Genomic DNA, 16502 nt, shown 5'->3' on the forward strand with positions numbered 1-16502 from the left:
ACACGCAAATAGTAAGTTACTTCAAGGCCGGTCTCCGGACTCTGCGTATGTATGGCATACACATTACCGTTGCGGGGGCAGTGTTGGCATTGTTTTCTCCCTGAAAACGCACCAACTTCCCGATTATCTTGCGACTATTTCACCCTTTGAAATAACACGTATCTTTGTAGATACAGCAAGCACCTTGAAAATAGGCTGCTATTGTGATGATTTTAGGAAAGAATGTCAATGGACGGCTATACCGCTAAAGACAAGTTTTAAGCTGTAAGCCGTAAGCCGAAAGTAAAAAAGCCAATCACACGGTGATTGGCTTTTATCAAACAAATAATTACCAGAAATACTCATGAGGTTTTGAGTTTCCTAACGGAAAAACAATTCCTTCTGGGTCAGCACCATTCATCACACGCTTGCAAAGTGCTTTATTTAAGCGTCTTCTTGGCTTAGTCATCGTCATTTTTACCCACCAACTTGGTGTTTGTTGATAAAAATAAGTACTGTGTGGACCTGTGTATTTTCTGTTTATTTTACCGTATTTATTACGGTCAATTGTTTTGTTTTTTACTGACATAAATATCCTCTAGCTGAAAATAGCTAGAAGATATCTTTTTCTCTGTAACCTAATATTCGTCTCATGATACGCTCCTTGTAAAGCTCAGAAACTTACTGGCTTACAGCTTAAAGCTATAAGTTTTAATCGCGGAAGTTTTTGAACTGGAATGGTTGACCTAAATCAGCAGTACGAACAACTTGCATTGCTTCTTGTAAATCATCACGTTTTTTACCAGTTACACGTAATTCTTCACCTTGAATCGCGGCTTGTACTTTGATTTTTGAGTCTTTAATTAACTTAACGATTTTCTTCGCTACGTCTTTTTCGATACCTTGCTTAAGTGCAACGTCACGCATTACGTATTTGCCGCTACGTGACTCGTCTCTTAATTCAAGGCTAGATACATCCAAACCACGCTTTGAAATTTTTGCTGCAAGAATGTCAAAAAGTTGCATCACTTGCTGTGGTGCTTCAGCTTTTAACTTAATTACTTTGTCACTTAGTTCGATTGATGCATCAACACCACGAAAATCAAAACGCGTCTCTAGTTCACGCTTTGCATTATCTACTGCATTCTGCGCTTCGTTCATTTCTACTTCAGAAACAATATCAAATGAAGGCATGGGGTTCTCCTAACATAGTCTTTTTTAAATTCGTTTATGGTTGGCAATTATAACGCTTATTTGTCGATTCTTTCTATTTTTATCCGATTTGTTCAGGTGCGATGCAAAAATTGTTTGATATACTGGCCATTCAATTTCGGCATTTTTAGGGGTTATTGTGACAAGGCGTGTTTACCAAGTTATCTTTTTAGCCAGCATTATTGGCTTTACGATTTTATTTGCCAAAGAAATTAAAGGGGTTGGCAACCTGTTTCCTCACGTCGATAAAGTAGCGCACTTTGGTATCTTCTTCATACTCGCTTTGGTGATGGACAAGGCATTTAAGTTACCTCTAATGGTACAAATTTTACTGTTAGCAGGCTACGGAGCCGCCATTGAATTTATGCAAGATATGCTGCCTTATCGCCAAGCCTCAGTTGGTGACTTTATCGCTGACTTTATTGGTGCTGTAAGCTATTTTGCTATAAAGCTTGGCTTTCATTTAGGTAGTAAGCAACGTAATGGCTAATTTATTAGTAGTGGGTGATGGCGCAATAGGCCTGCTATTTAGCCATTTTTTATCTGCACAACATGACATCACATTACTGACTCGTAAGCCAACCCTGACCACGCGTTTTTATCAAGCAAGTAATGGCAAATCACATCCTATTAAAGCGCGCCTTATTAATTATGCAGAATTAAATCAATCGCCGCCCTTTGACTTGGTATTAATTACTGTTAAAGCATTTCAGGTGCAAGCTGCTTTTAAACAAATAAAACCTTACCTTACTAAAAACTGCCAACTTGTTATTTCTCACAATGGTATGGGTAATGTCGATGAACTTAATGCCCAACTGTTAGACACTCAAGGGTTATCGTTTCTAACAACTCGTTTAGCTGGCTTTAAAGCAACGCCCTATAGTGTAAACCACACAGGAAATGGCGAAAGTGTGCTTGGCGCATGTAATGCAGCAGCAACTGAAAAGCTCAATGAACTTGACCATCTATTTAGCAGCCTGCCACACTTTTCAGTGAGTGATGATATTCACTCATTGCGCTGGCAAAAACTGTTAGTCAATATTGCCATTAACCCGTTAACAGCAATCCATAACGTTAAAAATGGCCAACTCCGTGCACCGCAATTTAGCACTCGCATCATTAATTTACTGAGTGAAGCGTGTCTGGTAGCCAATAAACAAGGTGTTGATGTAAAGCTCTGCGAGGCACTTGATCAAGCCTACTCGGTGATGACTGCAACTGCAGAAAACTTTTCTTCTATGCAGCAAGATATCAGCCATAACCGACAATCAGAAATAGATGCAATTTGTGGTTATGTGTGTGAACAAGGCGCTAAGCTAGGTGTAAAAACACCGTATAACCAAGCCATGCTGAGTATGATAAAAATAAAAAGCTAGCTACTAGAAGAAAGAGTAAAGTTACTAGCTTCTGACAATTATTTCAGGCATTAAAAAAGCGCAAACCTGTCGCGCTTTTATCACCATCCCTTACGGACGATACACTTTGACGTTGCTGAAGCCTTCTTCGTGTAAGATCAGCGCTTGAAGCTGACTCATCACACCTTTAGCACAGTATAAGTAATATTCTTTATCTTTTGGTAAGTCACCAAATTTAGTCGCTAAGCGGAAGAAAGGTAAATGCACAACTTCAATACCTTCAAGCTCAAGTGGATTTGCGTCTTCTTCTTCAGGTGAGCGAATATCAACAACAACCGCTCCCTTTGGTAAATCAGATACAGACTCGGCTTCTTTTACTTCTTGCTTAGCTTCGGTGTCGATATCACGGATATCCATCACACGGGCATTTTCAACAACCGTATTTAACACGTCAAAATCAAATTTAGCTTCTTCGGCAAGAATCGTTTTAATTTTGGCTTTAACCGTTGGCTTTTTAGAAATCACACCACAGTATTCAGGCATGCTTTCTGCCATTTCTGCGGTACCAATTTTACGAGCAATATTAATAATATCTTGCTTGTCGTGTTGGATTAACGGGCGAATGATTAAAGTTTCAGTTACACGGTCAATCACACTTAGATTAGCCAGTGTTTGGCTTGATACTTGGCCAATACTTTCACCTGTTACTAATGCTTGCACACCTAACTTTTCTGCAACTTGGCTACCTGCACGCATCATCATACGCTTAAGCACCACACCCATTTGACTGTTTTCTACATTTTCTAAGATTTCAGCTACAACAGGTTCAAAATCTACAGTGACAAACTTTACTTTATGGGTAGAACTAAACTGTTTCCAGATATAATAACTGGCTTGTTTAACACCGATTTCGTGAGCTGCCCCACCTAGGTTAAAGAATAAGAAGTGAGTTCGCGCGCCTTTGCGGATCATCTGGTAGCTTGCTACACCTGAGTCAAAGCCACCCGACATAAGCGACAGTACATCTTCTTGTGTTGGTAACGGGAAGCCTGCCATACCTAAGTGAGTTTCAGTAACGATATACGCTTTATCATCTCGCACTTCTAAACGAATGGTTACTTCAGGATGGGATAGTTTTACGCTTGCACCTGCAACATGCTGGTTTAAGCCGCCACCAACATAACGCTCTACATCGCTAGAAGTGAAATCGTGTTTACCCGAACGCTTACAACGCACACAGAATGTTTTACCTTCGATTGTGTGGCCAATTAGCTCAAGGGCTTTTTGATAAATATCGTCTAACGAATCAAAGTCTGTTTCTGTAACTTCGATAAATTGCACAATACCCGGAATGCGTTTTAAGCCATCGATGATATCTAGGCGAACTTGCTCAGAATCTAAAAGGCTCACAACCGAAATATTATCCCAGTTGTTTCTAACTTGTACTTTTTCGTCAACACGACGTAAGACGATCTTAATGTTATTTTCTAATAACTTGGTAAAACGCTTACGAACAGATTTACTCTTGATAGCGATTTCAGGGTGTAATTTGACGATAAATTTAAGCATAGTTCACTCTTAGACTGTGGGATTCACACGCCCCGAGGCATACCAACCTCAAGGGCGCGCGATTATAACAAAAATTATAGCGTCTAGGAAATAAACTGCTTGGCTGGAGTTATTGTTCAGGATCTGAGGCTTCGCTGAGCGCTAAATATTTTGCCCTTAGCTGATTTACCTGTGGTAAATGCTGCTCTGTGCAATGCGCTTTTAATAGCAATAGCACTTTTAAAATACCATTGTAGATATCTTCTCTTGCTAACTCACCACTTAAGCGACGCGCCTTTATATACGGGGTCCAAAAGCTAACCGTCATTTTTAACATGTGTGCAAGCTCTGTGACATCATCATCTTCAATACAGATGATACCGCCAGCACGAAGTGCTAATAAAACTTCTTTCACTTGCTCTAGCAACGCCGCTTGAAAATCAATGTAATCTTTTTTTAATACTTCATCGCGAGATAAAATATCGCCCAAGTTGTCATAAAAAAATTGATAACGCCACATCAGTTCAAACAGCGAATCAAGGTAACCAGCTAGGTTTTCAAGTGCATCATCATCAGGAGACAAGGGTTTAAAATGCGTATGTAAATGTTCACTATACAAAGCAAAGATATGACGGATAATGTCTTCTTTATTTTTAAAATGGTAATACAAGTTACCAGGGCTAATGCCCATATGTGCAGCAATATGGTTGGTTGTAATAGCACGCTCACCGTGGCGATTAAATAACTCGATGCTGGTGTGTATGATTTTATCCTTTGTACTCATATGCTGTTTACTCTGTTGTTGTGGTTATTGCATTCTATTGCCCTGCTAAGCCAAGCAGTATAAACAAATGCGTGACAATTAAATACTACCTTGAAAAATAATAACCTCAATCGGTGCAGTACCTTAGATGGGTTTTACAATCTAATAAGATACGCGTATTTTCTAAGCTGCAGACAGGCTAAAACACTGTTAATATAGCAGGCAAATTTCTAAATCGCTGATAGTTATGAACGTTACTGCAATATACCCGGGTACATTTGACCCACTTACAAATGGCCATACTGACTTAATTCACCGAGCAGCGAAAATGTTCGATCATGTCATCGTTGCTATTGCGCACAACCCAAGTAAACAGCCGTGTTTTACGCTTGATGAGCGCGTTGAACTTGCTAATAACATCTTGGCACACCTAGATAATGTGAGTGTAATTGGTTTTTCTGGACTATTAGCAGATTTAGCTCGCGACCATAAAGCTGAAGTGCTCATTCGCGGTATTCGAGCTGTTTCTGACTTTGATTACGAGTTTCAATTAGCAAATATGAACCGTCGACTTAACCCTGATTTAGAAAGTGTATTTTTAACACCCGCCGAAAAAAATTCGTTTATCTCATCAACCTTAGTAAAAGAAGTAGCAAGACACAATGGTGATGTTAGCGAGTTTGTTGATCCTATTGTTGCTAAAGCTTTACAGGAAAAAATTCGCGGATGAAGCTAAAAAAAATACTTACCCTAGGGGCCTTTTTTATGGTCTCGACACCGACTATAGCAGGCCCTTGGGTTGAAAGTGACGATCCATTATTACGCGCCTCAATCGAGATGTTATTTAATCAAGGTGTGATTAAACAGCCTATAAATAGCTACCCTTTGATGTGGCAAGGTATTGCTCGCGATCTTAGCCTTGTAGATAGCAATCAACTTGATGAACAGTCTCAATTTGCTTATCAACATGTGAAACACGCGTTAAATATTGCCAAGCAAAAAACAGATTCAGGGGTTCGACTAAACTACAATGGCAGCACTGATACTCAACAAGGGTTTGGTAAACGCCATCAACAGCAAAGCGGTGTTAATAGCTACGGTTCAATAACGGGTAAACGTGTAAGTGCAAAAGTGAGTGTTAATTACGCAGATGATGCACTCGACGAACAGCATGTAAACTACCAAGATAGCTATTTAGCGGTGTTGGTTGGTAATTGGTCACTCAGTGCCGAGCAAGTCAGTCATTGGTGGGGACCAAGTAACGATAATGCGTTACTACTATCAAATAATGCAGCTCCCATGAAAGGTTTGCGTTTCACAAGAGCGAATACTCAATATGTAGGCCCAAGTTGGTTATCATTTATTGGTAATTGGCAACTGACTGGTATTTATGCCAAACAAAAGCCATATTTGAATACAAGCGACAAAGGTGATTATTGGGCGTTGAGGTTTGCTAGTACCCCTTTAAATGGTTTAGAAGTGGCAGTTAATACAGCTGGCTCTGACTATTTAACAACTCCAGAATTAGCTCCTATTAATCTTGAGAATAACGAGCAAACGCATCGTTTAACGGGGATTGATGTTAAATACTCAACCACTTTAATGTCAGTTCCTATTGCCGTATATGGTGAATTAATGGGCCGCAACGAAAGCGGTTTGGCACCAAGTGAGCCGTTTTACACCGTTGGCTTTGAAAGCTACTTTGGTACAACTGATAGCTTGCTAAAAACGTATCTCGAATACTCGAATACTCAGCAACAATGTAATATTGCCAGTGACTGTGTGTATGGCTCAGGCAGCTATACCCAGCGCTCGCGTTTAATTGGCAGCTCAACACCAGAGCAAAGTAAATCAGCAGTGCTTGGGGCATATTATCACACCCTTAACGGCTATGGCGGACATGCTAAACTACGCTGGATTGATAGTGAAAATATCATTAAGAGTAGCCAATTGCAGTTAGAAGTAGGCTATCAACAAGCATTACTCAACGGTCTTTGGAAAGTAACTGGATTAATTTCAAGAGATGAATTAAACGATAACAACGAAACCAACACGGCCCTCAGAACCAGTTGGGAATACCGCTTTTAACTTATTGAGGTCAAGCTAGCCTAGCTTGACCTGTTAAACCCTTATAGAGCCGCACCAGCCCCAAAAAGTCTTTATTAGAGAAAAGTGCAATGAGCATCATGATGTCCATGACATTGACTGTAACCGTATAAAAGCTCCAGAACCACCAATCACCCGTATAGGCATAATTGATGTCATAATACATACCTAAAAAAAGCGATGTGTTGATCAAAAGCCCAGTAAAAATATAGAGCTTTGCTGGCACCAAAGTTACCTTTCTGCCACGAGCAATTAAGCTAATAATTAAAAGTATTAGTAGATCCGAAACAGCCCAGATCATATAAGCAAAGCTCGAGTCTAGAATATTATAGCCTAGCGCTATATTTAGTAATGGATCACTCATCATATAAGAGATAAACAGTGCCAGCGACATCCACATTAGTGTTTTGTCACCATTTGGCGTAGACGACTTCTTCACCATGTTATATAAAAAAGACATCAGAAACCCCCACATAATAAATGCGGCGAGATAGACCCCAAAGTTTTCTTGGATTAATTTAAGCATTATACAAACGTCAAACTTTTTGACTTCAATTTACAAAAGGCATTATGAAACGTTAGCACCACTTTTTGAAAACTCTTTAGAAAAGAAAATAACTTTACTCTCTATAGCTTTACCTAACTTAAAAATAAACAAAAAGTCACGGTTTGTTATCAATGCAATTATCATTGTAATGTCTATAATGTTGACACCAAAAGAGTAAATACTCCAAAGTCCCCATGGAGTCCGGTTTTCGAGAAGTACAATATCTACATAAATTGAGAGCATCAAAAGGGAATTCAAAAATAATCCCAATATTGCGTAATAAAGAGCGCAAAAAGAGCTGATCTTTGCAAAGTAACCCCAAGAAAATATGACTGTTATTGTAAGTAGGTCAAAATAAAACCAGTTCATATAGCTATAAACTGAAAAATTAAAAATACCGCTTAAAAAGTACGAAACCATCATGATAAATGCCAAGATAACAAGGCGTTTATCTGGTTTATTTATGTGAGTCACTAGATTGCAAAGAAAAGCCATCAAAAACCCCCACTCAATAAAGGAGCCTATCAAGCTTCCAACAACATCACTTATGTACATATTGAAAATATTTAAGCTAAGCTTTGGGTATTTGAAGCAGAAAAAACTGCGTTTTTTAACTTGTTTAACAAGAGAAAGTCACGATCAACTATTAAAGCAATAATCATCGTAAAATCGACAATGTTAACTCCAAGCGAATAAATATCCCAGAGTATCCAATGAGTTGTATTTTTATAAACTTCAACGTCCAAGTAAACTGCAAGGAATAAAATAGTGTTTATTATCAAGCCTACAATAAGATAAATGAATGAAGGAGTCGTTCGTTTAATAACAAAGAAAGAAATAGCTAAGAATATTAGCGTAGCCAGATCGTAAAGAGCCCAATCTAGAAATGTTGTTGCAGTGTAAGTTATCCAATTAAAAAAGTAATCTCCCCCTAAATAAGAGAGCATCATAATAAAAGAACTAAAGAGCAACGTGGTTTTTCTTTTATTTTCGTCTATGCAATAGACAAAAATATTAAAAAAGAACGCCATTAAAAATCCCCATGCACTCATTGCAGACAGGGAAAAAAAACCTAGTTGCTCTATAAAAGACATTCAGTTCCTAGTACTCTTTCTTGCTAGGTGGAAGCATTGCACCACCGCCACGTTGAATCTCTGCACCACCTGATAAAGACAGTGCTTCACTTGATAAAGTTACTGTATCAGATTGCAGGGTTTTATTACTAGTAGTTTGTTCCAAAGCTGGCTTAGTTTGTTGCATTTGGCTGTATGCTTGCATTTGCAATTGGCTATTATTTGAAATTTGCATAAGATAATTCCTTTAAGTTAATTGTTGTTGCACCAAGGTTTACATGAAATATGTAACTTGTTAAGCGTTCTCATTTTTTTTGACGCTTTTTTGTGCATTAATGTGATGTTGCCACCACACTAATCTAAAAGCAATTAGCGATCCAACTTTTCGTTAACATATGATCTTTTTGATCTTCAGCTTATTATTAGACATAAAAAAACGCACAGGGGTAACCGTGCGTTTTTTCTATCCAGGGAATTTAAGCCACGCTTTTACACGGGATCACCGCTTTAGTACTTGGCTTTAAAATGAATTCCATTGCAACTTCATCGCAATTATCTTTTCGTAAGCAAAGCTCACAGTCTTTTATAACTTTCTCGGGCAAGCTGTCTTTACTACAGTGGCTAAACCCTTGCTTTGCAAAAAATTCTGGCACACGCGTAAGTACAATGATCCTGCTAAGCGCCAATTTTTTGGCTTTTACAAGTAAGTGCTCAACAAGTAGCTTACCTTGTCCCGACACCTTTGCTTGTGGATCAACGCCTAACGAGCGGATCTCGGCAAGACCGGTATCATAGATATATAGTGATGCGCAGCCAGTAATTTTGTTATTACATTGTGTAACAGCAAACTCGTTGATTGAATGAACCATATCACTTTTAGCTCGCGGAAGGTTTTCACCTACCGCAGCCCAATATTGGATAAGCTTTGCTATCGATTCAACATCACCTAAGTTTGCATCACGAACCGTTATTTGCTGTTTTTTTTTGCCTGCTTAATTGCACTCGACACTTGCTCTAATGAAGTGCCACCAAGAGCTCGACGGGCTTTAATACAAGCATCTATCTCTAGTACAGGATAAACATCTGACTCAAAAATACTATGCACAGACTTAAATTCTTCTAAACTTAAATCTTCTAAGTTATTCCCTTGGGCAATAGCCATTTGCACTAAGGTTCCTACAATGTGGTGACCCTCTCTAAATGGAATTCCCTTAGCAACTAAATAGTCTGCAAGCTCGGTCGCATTTGAGTGTCCACCTTTAGCTGCTGCAAGCGTTTTATCAGCTTTTACTTTGATACCTTTAATACATGCTTGCGCCATATGAATACAAGCAAGCCAAGTTGGCATTGCATCAAACAGGCCTTCTTTATCTTCTTGCATGTCTTTGTTGTAGGCTAGTGGCAACGCTTTTAATGTCATCATCATGGCGCTAAATGCACCAAAAACACGGCCTGTTTTACCACGGATCAATTCTAATGCATCAGGGTTCTTTTTCTGTGGCATTAATGATGAGCCAGAGGTTACGCCATCTGAAAGCTCTATAAAGCCCGCTTCACCTGAATTATAAAAAATCAGATCTTCAGCCATACGCGATAAGTGGATCATCGAAATTGATGCACAGCTTAATAGCTCAACCACAAAGTCACGGTCAGATACAGCGTCAAGGCTATTGCGTGTTGCCCCGGTAAAACCTAGCCCCTCGGCAAGAATCTGCCTGTCAATTGGGTACGCAGTACCTGCTAATGCACCACTACCTAATGGGCAATAATTCATACGGTTTTTGGCATCATTTAACCGGCTTTCATCACGCTCAAGCATTTCAACATAAGCCATACACCAATGGCTAAATAACACAGGTTGAGCACGCTGCAAGTGTGTGTAGCCCGGTAAAATCGTACCGAGTTCACGTTCAGCTAAGGCAACAAACTCCGCTTTTAAGTCACTAATTGCTGTTAAGATGTGCTCTGCGGTGTCACGACACCATAAGCGGAAGTCTGTAGCAACTTGGTCGTTACGACTACGACCGGTGTGCAGTTTCTTTGCTAAATCACCTACTTTGTCAATCAGTGCTGACTCAACATATGAATGAATATCTTCATGACCTGCAACTGCTACAGCTTGTGGATTAGCTTTAACTTCTTCTAACAAAGTATTCAGTGCTGCAACAAGATCGTCATACTCTTGCTGATTTAAAACATCAACTTGCTTTAAAGCACCTGCCCATGCAACTGAGCCAATAATATCTTGCTCTGCAAGCTGATAATCGAAAGGAAGTGAGTCGTTAAATTGTTTAAACGCTTCATCTGGACCCGAAGAAAAACGTCCGCCCCATAATGCCATTGAACTGTCTCCAAATTGGGCTATCGCCCCGCAAAGCGGGACGATAATAAAATTACTTTTTCGTTAGTGCTGAGATTCTGCTAGAAAGCGAGAATAAACGAATGAAGCCTTCTGCATGTGATTGATCATAAACATCATCTTCACCAAAGGTTGCAAAATCTTCGCTGTAAAGGCTGTTTGGAGATTTCTTCTGTACCGCAGTTACTTGGCCTTTATAAAGCTTCAGTACTACTTCACCTGTTGCCAATTTAGCCAGAGACTCCGCACCCGCTAAAATTGAGTCTTTTAACGGTGTAAACCAACGACCGTCATACACTAAGTGTGAAAACTCACCGCCAAGTACTTCTTTCCATTTACGGCTTGATTTATCTAGCACTAGTTCGTCAACAGCTTGTAATGCAGCCATGATCACAGTGCCTCCTGGCGTTTCATAACAACCACGCGACTTCATGCCTACTAAACGGTTTTCTACGATATCAACACGACCAACACCATGTGGCGCAGCAATGTTATTTAATTTAACTAAGCAGTCATACGGTTTTAGTGATTCACCATTCACAGCAACCACTTCGCCTTCAACAACATTTAATGTCACATATTCAGCTTCATTAGGAGCTTGTTCAGGAGAGTTAGTCCAAGTCCATACTTGATCACTTGGTTGGCACCATGGATCTTCAAGCTCACCACCTTCGTGTGAAATATGCCATGCGTTTGCATCACGGCTATAAATTTTTGTCGCAGAAGCAGAACACGGAATATTACGCTCTGCAAGGTAATCAAGTAATGATTCACGGCTTGATAAGTCCCACTCACGCCACGGTGCAATCACCTTTAGATCTGGCGCAAGGGCTGCGAAACATGATTCAAAACGCACTTGGTCGTTACCTTTACCCGTACAACCATGCGAAAGCGCATCGGCTCCTACTTTACGAGCAATTTCAACTTGTGCTTTAGCAATAATCGGACGAGCCATAGACGTACCTAGTAAGTACGTACCTTCGTAAATAGCGCCAGTTTTTAATGTTGGGTAAATATAATCACTTACCATTTCATCTTTTAAATCAACTATATGACACTCAGACGCACCTGAAGCAATCGCTTTTGCTTCAACGCCTTCTAGTTCTTCAGCGCCTTGACCTACATCAGCAACAAAGGCAATTACTTCACAGCCATAGTTTTCTTTTAACCAAGGCACGATTGCCGATGTATCTAGACCACCAGAATAGGCTAATACGACTTTTTTAATTGAACTCATTGGTGTTCCTTAAACAAAATTTGGATTTAGTAATGTCACAAGAAGAGCGTTCTGCGCATGCATACGGTTCTCTGCTTGTTGAATAATTTTTGATGCCGGGCCTTCCATTACCTCAGAGGTAATTTCAAACTCTCGATGAGCCGGCTGACAGTGCAGCACAGTTTGTGCGCCAGTCTTCTCAAGCAATGCCTGATTTAGCTGATACGGCATATACTTAGCTTTAACTTGCTCAAGCGGTGTTTTATCACCCATCGAAACCCACGTATCAGCATAGACTGCATTTGCACCAACTGCCGCTTCAATTCGGTCACTGACCATTACAGAGGCGCCATTCATCGCTGCAATTTGCTCAGCTTGCTTAAGAATTTGCGAATCAGGTGAGCTACCTTTAGGGCAAACTGCAACAAAATCAGTGCCTAAAGTGGCTGCTAACAGCATCAGTGAGTGAGTTACATTATTCCCCTCACCTAAGTAAGCTAGCTTAAGTTTACTAACATCGCCATGTACTTCTTGAAGAGTCAAGAAATCAGCCAAAGCTTGGCATGGGTGATATAAGTCGCACAAGCTATTAACAACAGGTACGCTTGAAAACTCACCCAAAGTGGTAAGTGTTTTGTGTTCGAATACACGAGCAACAATACCATCTGCCCACGTTGAGATATTAAGTGCAAAGTCTTTAACTGATTCACGTGCGCCCATGGCACCATTTTGTGAATCAAGATAGACCGCATGACCACCTAGCTTATTAATACCAATATCAAATGATAAGCGGGTACGTAAACTAGGTTTTTCAAATAAAGTAACCACTGATTTACCTGCAAGCGCTTGGCTAAAATCTGCAGGATTTGCTTTAATTTTTTGCGCTAAGTTAAGAAGTTTAAGTGCGCCTTTTTGGTCTAACTCTAGACCCGATAAAAAATGATTTAACATGAAATACCTATGGTGTAATTTTCGTTCCTACGTGCTCGCCTTGTAATAAAGCGACTAAGTTTTCTGGCTTTAGCCAGCTTGAGATATACACACCACGTCGTAAATGTTGGGCAGCAAGAAGGCTGGTCTTTACTTTGACCTCCATCCCGCCCTGAATAACTCCTTCAAGGATAAGTGTATCGATTTGCTGCGTATTTAATTGATGTAATGGCTGCTTATTTGCGTCAAGTACAGCTTCTACATCAGTCATAAAAATAAGCTCTGCATTGAGCTCTTTCGCTATGGCTGCGGCTGCTTCATCGGCATTTACGTTATACCACTGACCGTCCTCTCCAAAGCCTATTGAACTAACAAGGGGTAAGCGACCTTGTTCTAATAAGCTCGGTAAAACGCTATGACAGCTTCCACTACATTGACCAACTTGGCCTAATACTTTGAGTTTTTCTGAAGCTACAACGCCCGCCTCATAAAGGCTCAAACCAACAGGCTTATGGCCCGCACCGATAGCTTGACTCATAAGCTGTTTGTTAGCACAACCTGCAAGCGCCCCGACAATATAAGGCATTTGTTCATTAGGACTGATGCGTAATCCTTGGTGCTTTGCAGTTACAAAACCCGCCTCTTTTAACCATGCATCTACAAGCGCTCCACCGCCATGCACAATCACAAAATTAGCGTGTTCTTGCGATGCTAGAACATCGAACAATGCTTTTGCTGCATCGGCAGTGTTTAATACTGCACCACCAATTTTAATAACCCATGTTTTCATCATAGTGCTCCGCTAAGGCCTGTATGATGAGGTTCACCCATCGCTAAATTAATACATTGCAACGCTTGGCCTGCAGCACCTTTTAATAGGTTATCAATCGCAGACATTACAATTAATTGCTGACCTTTTTGTTGCCATGCAATATCTACATAAGGTTGTTTTGCAACACCTTTTATACTTGGGATCTTATTACCTAATAAGCGGATCAATGGCTCATCGGCTAAAACTTGATATGCCTCTTTAACCTGTTCAGGGGTAACATCTGGCTTTAGCTGCACATAAATGGTTTCTAGGATGCCGCGTGGAAAATTACCTAAATGCGGGGTGAATAACACGGGATGTCCAAGATGCTGCTCAATCTCCGGCGTGTGTCTATGATTAAATAAACCATAAGGGGCAAGTGATACTTCGCAAAAATGCGTATTAACACTGGCTTTTCTACCAGCGCCTGTCACACCTGACACAGCATTAACAATAACAGGCTGCTCAGCAAGTAAGTTCGCTTGTTTAAGGGGCTTTAATGCGTTAAGCGCTGCTGTCGGATAACAACCCGCTACAGCAACAAGGTTTGCTTTACTGATCGCATCACTATTCCATTCAGCTAAACCATATGCAGCTTGTGCTAAAAGCTCAGGGTGTTCATGTGCGAAACCGTAATAAGTTTGGTAATCCTCATTCCCAGCTAAACGGAAACCACCTGAAAGGTCGAATACTTTTTTACCCATAGCTAAAAATTGTGGCGCAAGGTCGACACTTACTTTGTGATCAGTACACAAGCACACATAATCAGCATTATTTTCAATATCTTTGTAAGCAGCTGTTGTTAGTGCTTGTAAAGGATACTCTAACAGCCCTAAATGCTCAGGATATAAATCACTTAATAATTTACCTTTATCTAAACTGCCCTCTGAGACATAACATGCTTGTAGGGTTAATTTAGGGTGCTTAGCAACTAAACTTGCTAGCTCTGCGCCGCTGTAACCACTTGCGCCAATAATCACTACATTCATTGCTTACTTTTACCTATTAAATCTATTTATCGATACGCCTAAAACTTCTCGCTGAAAAGCGAATAAAAACACTGTCTAAAGTAATGAAATCAGGTTATCGTCGTTTTGTGTTCATAGTACAGTTACACTAATATTTATGCTTAAAAAGTGAATTGATATTCATCATAAATACTTTTATATTGTTATGCAATTAGATTGAATAATTATTTTTGGATTTTTTATGTCTTTACCGTCTTTTTTATCTATGTACCAGCAATTGATTGCAGCGCCTTCAATCAGTGCAATTGAAGATTCACTATGTATGAGCAATAAAGAGGTGATCTCCTTGCTTGCCTCTTGGTGTGAAAGCCTCGGTTTTACTTGCGAAATAACAGAACTGGAGCAAGGTAAAGGCCGTTATAATTTATTGGCAAAACGCGGGGAAGGTGACGGTGGATTAATGTTGGCAGGTCATACCGATACAGTGCCATTTGATGATAGCCGCTGGAATTATGATCCCTTCAAACTCAGCGAGCATAACAATAAATTATATGGCTTAGGCAGTATTGATATGAAAGGCTTTTTTGCCTTTGTTTTACAAGCGATTAGTGAGCTTGATGCAACAAAGCAAACAGAGCCTTTATTAATCTTAGCAACCGCCGATGAAGAAACCACAATGGCGGGGGCGCAACAAATTTGCCGCCACCCTAACTTGAAACCAGCGCGCTGTATTATTGGTGAACCAACCGATATGACTCCTGTTTTCACTCATAAAGGACATATGAGTACAGCCATTCGGGTAATTGGTCGCTCAGGCCATAGCTCTGATCCTGAACGTGGTTTAAACGCCATCGAAGTGATGCATAAAATGATTACAAAATTGTTAATCATTAAAGAAGAATTAAAGAATAAATATTCAGTTGACCACTTTGAAATTCCGTACCCTACTTTGAACCTTGGTCATATTCATGGTGGCGATAACGCCAACCGTATTTGTGGCTGCTGTGAAATGCACATCGATATGCGACCACTGCCCGGTTTGAGCGTGCAAGAACTGCAGGCGATTTTGCTAAGTGCTGCTGAAGAAATAAATACCCAATACCCAAATGCAGTGAGTGTTATCGACATGCATGAACCTATCCCTGCATTTAGTGGCAGCACAGATACTGCGCTTGTAAAACTAGCTGAAAAAATCTCAGGACAACCTGCTGTTGCTGTAAACTACTGCACTGAAGCTCCCTTTATTCAACAACTAGGTTGCGAAACGATTGTGATGGGGCCAGGTTCAATTAATCAAGCCCACCAGCCTGATGAGTTTTTAGCGATGGAAAAAATAAAACCGTCACAAGAGATAATTAGCAAGATGATTAAAGCAAGCTGCTTTAGTGAATATACCCAAACCACCTCAAGATGCGAGTTTCAGTTGGAATTAAAAGCGATTTAGACAAGGCATTGATTGCAAGTAATAGTGGTTCTATTGTTAAAATCAATAACGCAGTATAAATCGCTTTTAAACCAACCCTTCGGGCGCTTCACAGGCACTTACTCTCATCGTTGTTACTTCTTAAAAGGGACTACCATTCTTGCAAAGTAACGCCTTGATATTAAGCACCTGTGAAACGCTGAATTCTGCAT

At 40.1% G+C, this 16502-nt stretch carries 17 protein-coding genes, 1 pseudogene and 1 riboswitch; of the genes and pseudogenes, 5 read left to right on the top strand and 13 right to left on the bottom strand.

The annotated features are described in order from the left end of the window. Positions 1–7: 7 nt before the first annotated feature. Positions 8–162: riboswitch (cobalamin riboswitch) on the bottom strand. 166 nt (positions 163–328) lie between these two features. After that, on the bottom strand, positions 329–568 hold the full coding sequence (locus tag QL229_RS00935; RefSeq protein WP_135926045.1) for a hypothetical protein: 240 nt from the start codon (positions 566–568) through the stop codon (positions 329–331). A 122-nt stretch (positions 569–690) separates the two neighbouring features. Then, positions 691–1173, bottom strand: a complete 483-nt coding sequence (locus QL229_RS00940; protein WP_063703177.1) for a YajQ family cyclic di-GMP-binding protein — start codon at positions 1171–1173, stop codon at positions 691–693. Positions 1174–1330: 157 nt separating this feature from the next. On the opposite strand from QL229_RS00940, the gene QL229_RS00945 reads away from it, so the two are divergent. After that, positions 1331–1681, top strand: a complete 351-nt coding sequence (locus QL229_RS00945) for a VanZ family protein (protein ID WP_138557245.1) — start codon at positions 1331–1333, stop codon at positions 1679–1681. Continuing rightward, the gene (locus QL229_RS00950) at positions 1674–2567 is read left to right on the top strand and encodes a 2-dehydropantoate 2-reductase (RefSeq protein WP_138557244.1); all 894 of its coding nucleotides are present in this window, start codon (positions 1674–1676) and stop codon (positions 2565–2567) included. The genes QL229_RS00945 and QL229_RS00950 overlap by 8 nt, the downstream gene beginning before the upstream one ends. Before the next feature lie 90 nt (positions 2568–2657). On the opposite strand, the gene thiI is transcribed toward QL229_RS00950, so the two are convergent. Then, entirely contained in the window at positions 2658–4115 is a 1458-nt protein-coding gene (thiI, locus tag QL229_RS00955) for a tRNA uracil 4-sulfurtransferase ThiI (protein ID WP_135926048.1), read from the bottom strand. Positions 4116–4224: 109 nt separating this feature from the next. Next, the gene (locus QL229_RS00960; protein ID WP_135926049.1) at positions 4225–4878 is read right to left on the bottom strand and encodes a TetR/AcrR family transcriptional regulator; all 654 of its coding nucleotides are present in this window, start codon (positions 4876–4878) and stop codon (positions 4225–4227) included. A 226-nt stretch (positions 4879–5104) separates the two neighbouring features. Here QL229_RS00960 and coaD point away from each other — a divergent pair, with 226 nt between their 5' ends. Together coaD and QL229_RS00970 are read left to right on the top strand one after the other, a co-directional pair. Then, entirely contained in the window at positions 5105–5587 is a 483-nt protein-coding gene (gene coaD / locus QL229_RS00965; RefSeq protein WP_135926050.1) for a pantetheine-phosphate adenylyltransferase, read from the top strand. 35 nt (positions 5588–5622) lie between these two features. Continuing rightward, on the top strand, positions 5623–6945 hold the full coding sequence (locus tag QL229_RS00970) for a capsule assembly Wzi family protein (protein ID WP_281546415.1): 1323 nt from the start codon (positions 5623–5625) through the stop codon (positions 6943–6945). A 10-nt stretch (positions 6946–6955) separates the two neighbouring features. Here QL229_RS00970 and QL229_RS00975 read toward each other — a convergent pair whose 3' ends face one another. From QL229_RS00975 to argC, 9 genes and pseudogenes are all read right to left on the bottom strand, one after another. After that, a complete protein-coding gene (locus QL229_RS00975; RefSeq protein ID WP_135926052.1) occupies positions 6956–7423 on the bottom strand; it encodes a hypothetical protein in 468 nt (155 codons plus the stop codon). Positions 7424–7531: 108 nt separating this feature from the next. Beyond that, on the bottom strand, positions 7532–8005 hold the full coding sequence (locus QL229_RS00980; protein WP_235404141.1) for a hypothetical protein: 474 nt from the start codon (positions 8003–8005) through the stop codon (positions 7532–7534). Between the two features lie 71 nt (positions 8006–8076). Then, positions 8077–8604 carry a hypothetical protein gene (locus tag QL229_RS00985; RefSeq protein ID WP_135926054.1) on the bottom strand — a complete coding sequence of 176 codons (528 nt, stop codon included), beginning with the start codon at positions 8602–8604 and terminating at the stop codon, positions 8077–8079. Positions 8605–8611: 7 nt separating this feature from the next. Further along, positions 8612–8818 (bottom strand): hypothetical protein, encoded by a 207-nt coding sequence (locus tag QL229_RS00990; protein WP_135926055.1) that lies wholly within the window; start codon positions 8816–8818, stop codon positions 8612–8614. A 241-nt stretch (positions 8819–9059) separates the two neighbouring features. Then, a pseudogene (gene argH, locus QL229_RS00995) lies at positions 9060–10924 on the bottom strand (argininosuccinate lyase). A gap of 52 nt (positions 10925–10976) precedes the next feature. Next, complete coding sequence (locus QL229_RS01000) at positions 10977–12179, bottom strand: argininosuccinate synthase (RefSeq protein ID WP_135926057.1); 1203 nt, start codon at positions 12177–12179, stop codon at positions 10977–10979. Positions 12180–12188: 9 nt separating this feature from the next. Beyond that, the gene (locus tag QL229_RS01005) at positions 12189–13109 is read right to left on the bottom strand and encodes an ornithine carbamoyltransferase (RefSeq protein WP_281546416.1); all 921 of its coding nucleotides are present in this window, start codon (positions 13107–13109) and stop codon (positions 12189–12191) included. 7 nt (positions 13110–13116) lie between these two features. Further along, on the bottom strand, positions 13117–13878 hold the full coding sequence (gene argB, locus QL229_RS01010; RefSeq protein WP_281546432.1) for an acetylglutamate kinase: 762 nt from the start codon (positions 13876–13878) through the stop codon (positions 13117–13119). Next, positions 13878–14888: an N-acetyl-gamma-glutamyl-phosphate reductase gene (gene argC / locus QL229_RS01015; protein WP_135926059.1), complete on the bottom strand. Its 1011-nt coding sequence runs from the start codon at positions 14886–14888 to the stop codon at positions 13878–13880. Before argC ends, argB begins: the two co-directional genes overlap by 1 nt. A gap of 220 nt (positions 14889–15108) precedes the next feature. Here argC and argE point away from each other — a divergent pair, with 220 nt between their 5' ends. Next, positions 15109–16311 (top strand): acetylornithine deacetylase, encoded by a 1203-nt coding sequence (gene argE / locus QL229_RS01020; protein WP_281546417.1) that lies wholly within the window; start codon positions 15109–15111, stop codon positions 16309–16311. Positions 16312–16502: the final 191 nt, after the last annotated feature.

Origin of the sequence: Pseudoalteromonas sp. PAR1 (genome assembly GCF_947311895.1) — a bacterium.
GTDB lineage: Bacteria > Pseudomonadota > Gammaproteobacteria > Enterobacterales > Alteromonadaceae > Pseudoalteromonas > Pseudoalteromonas lipolytica_C.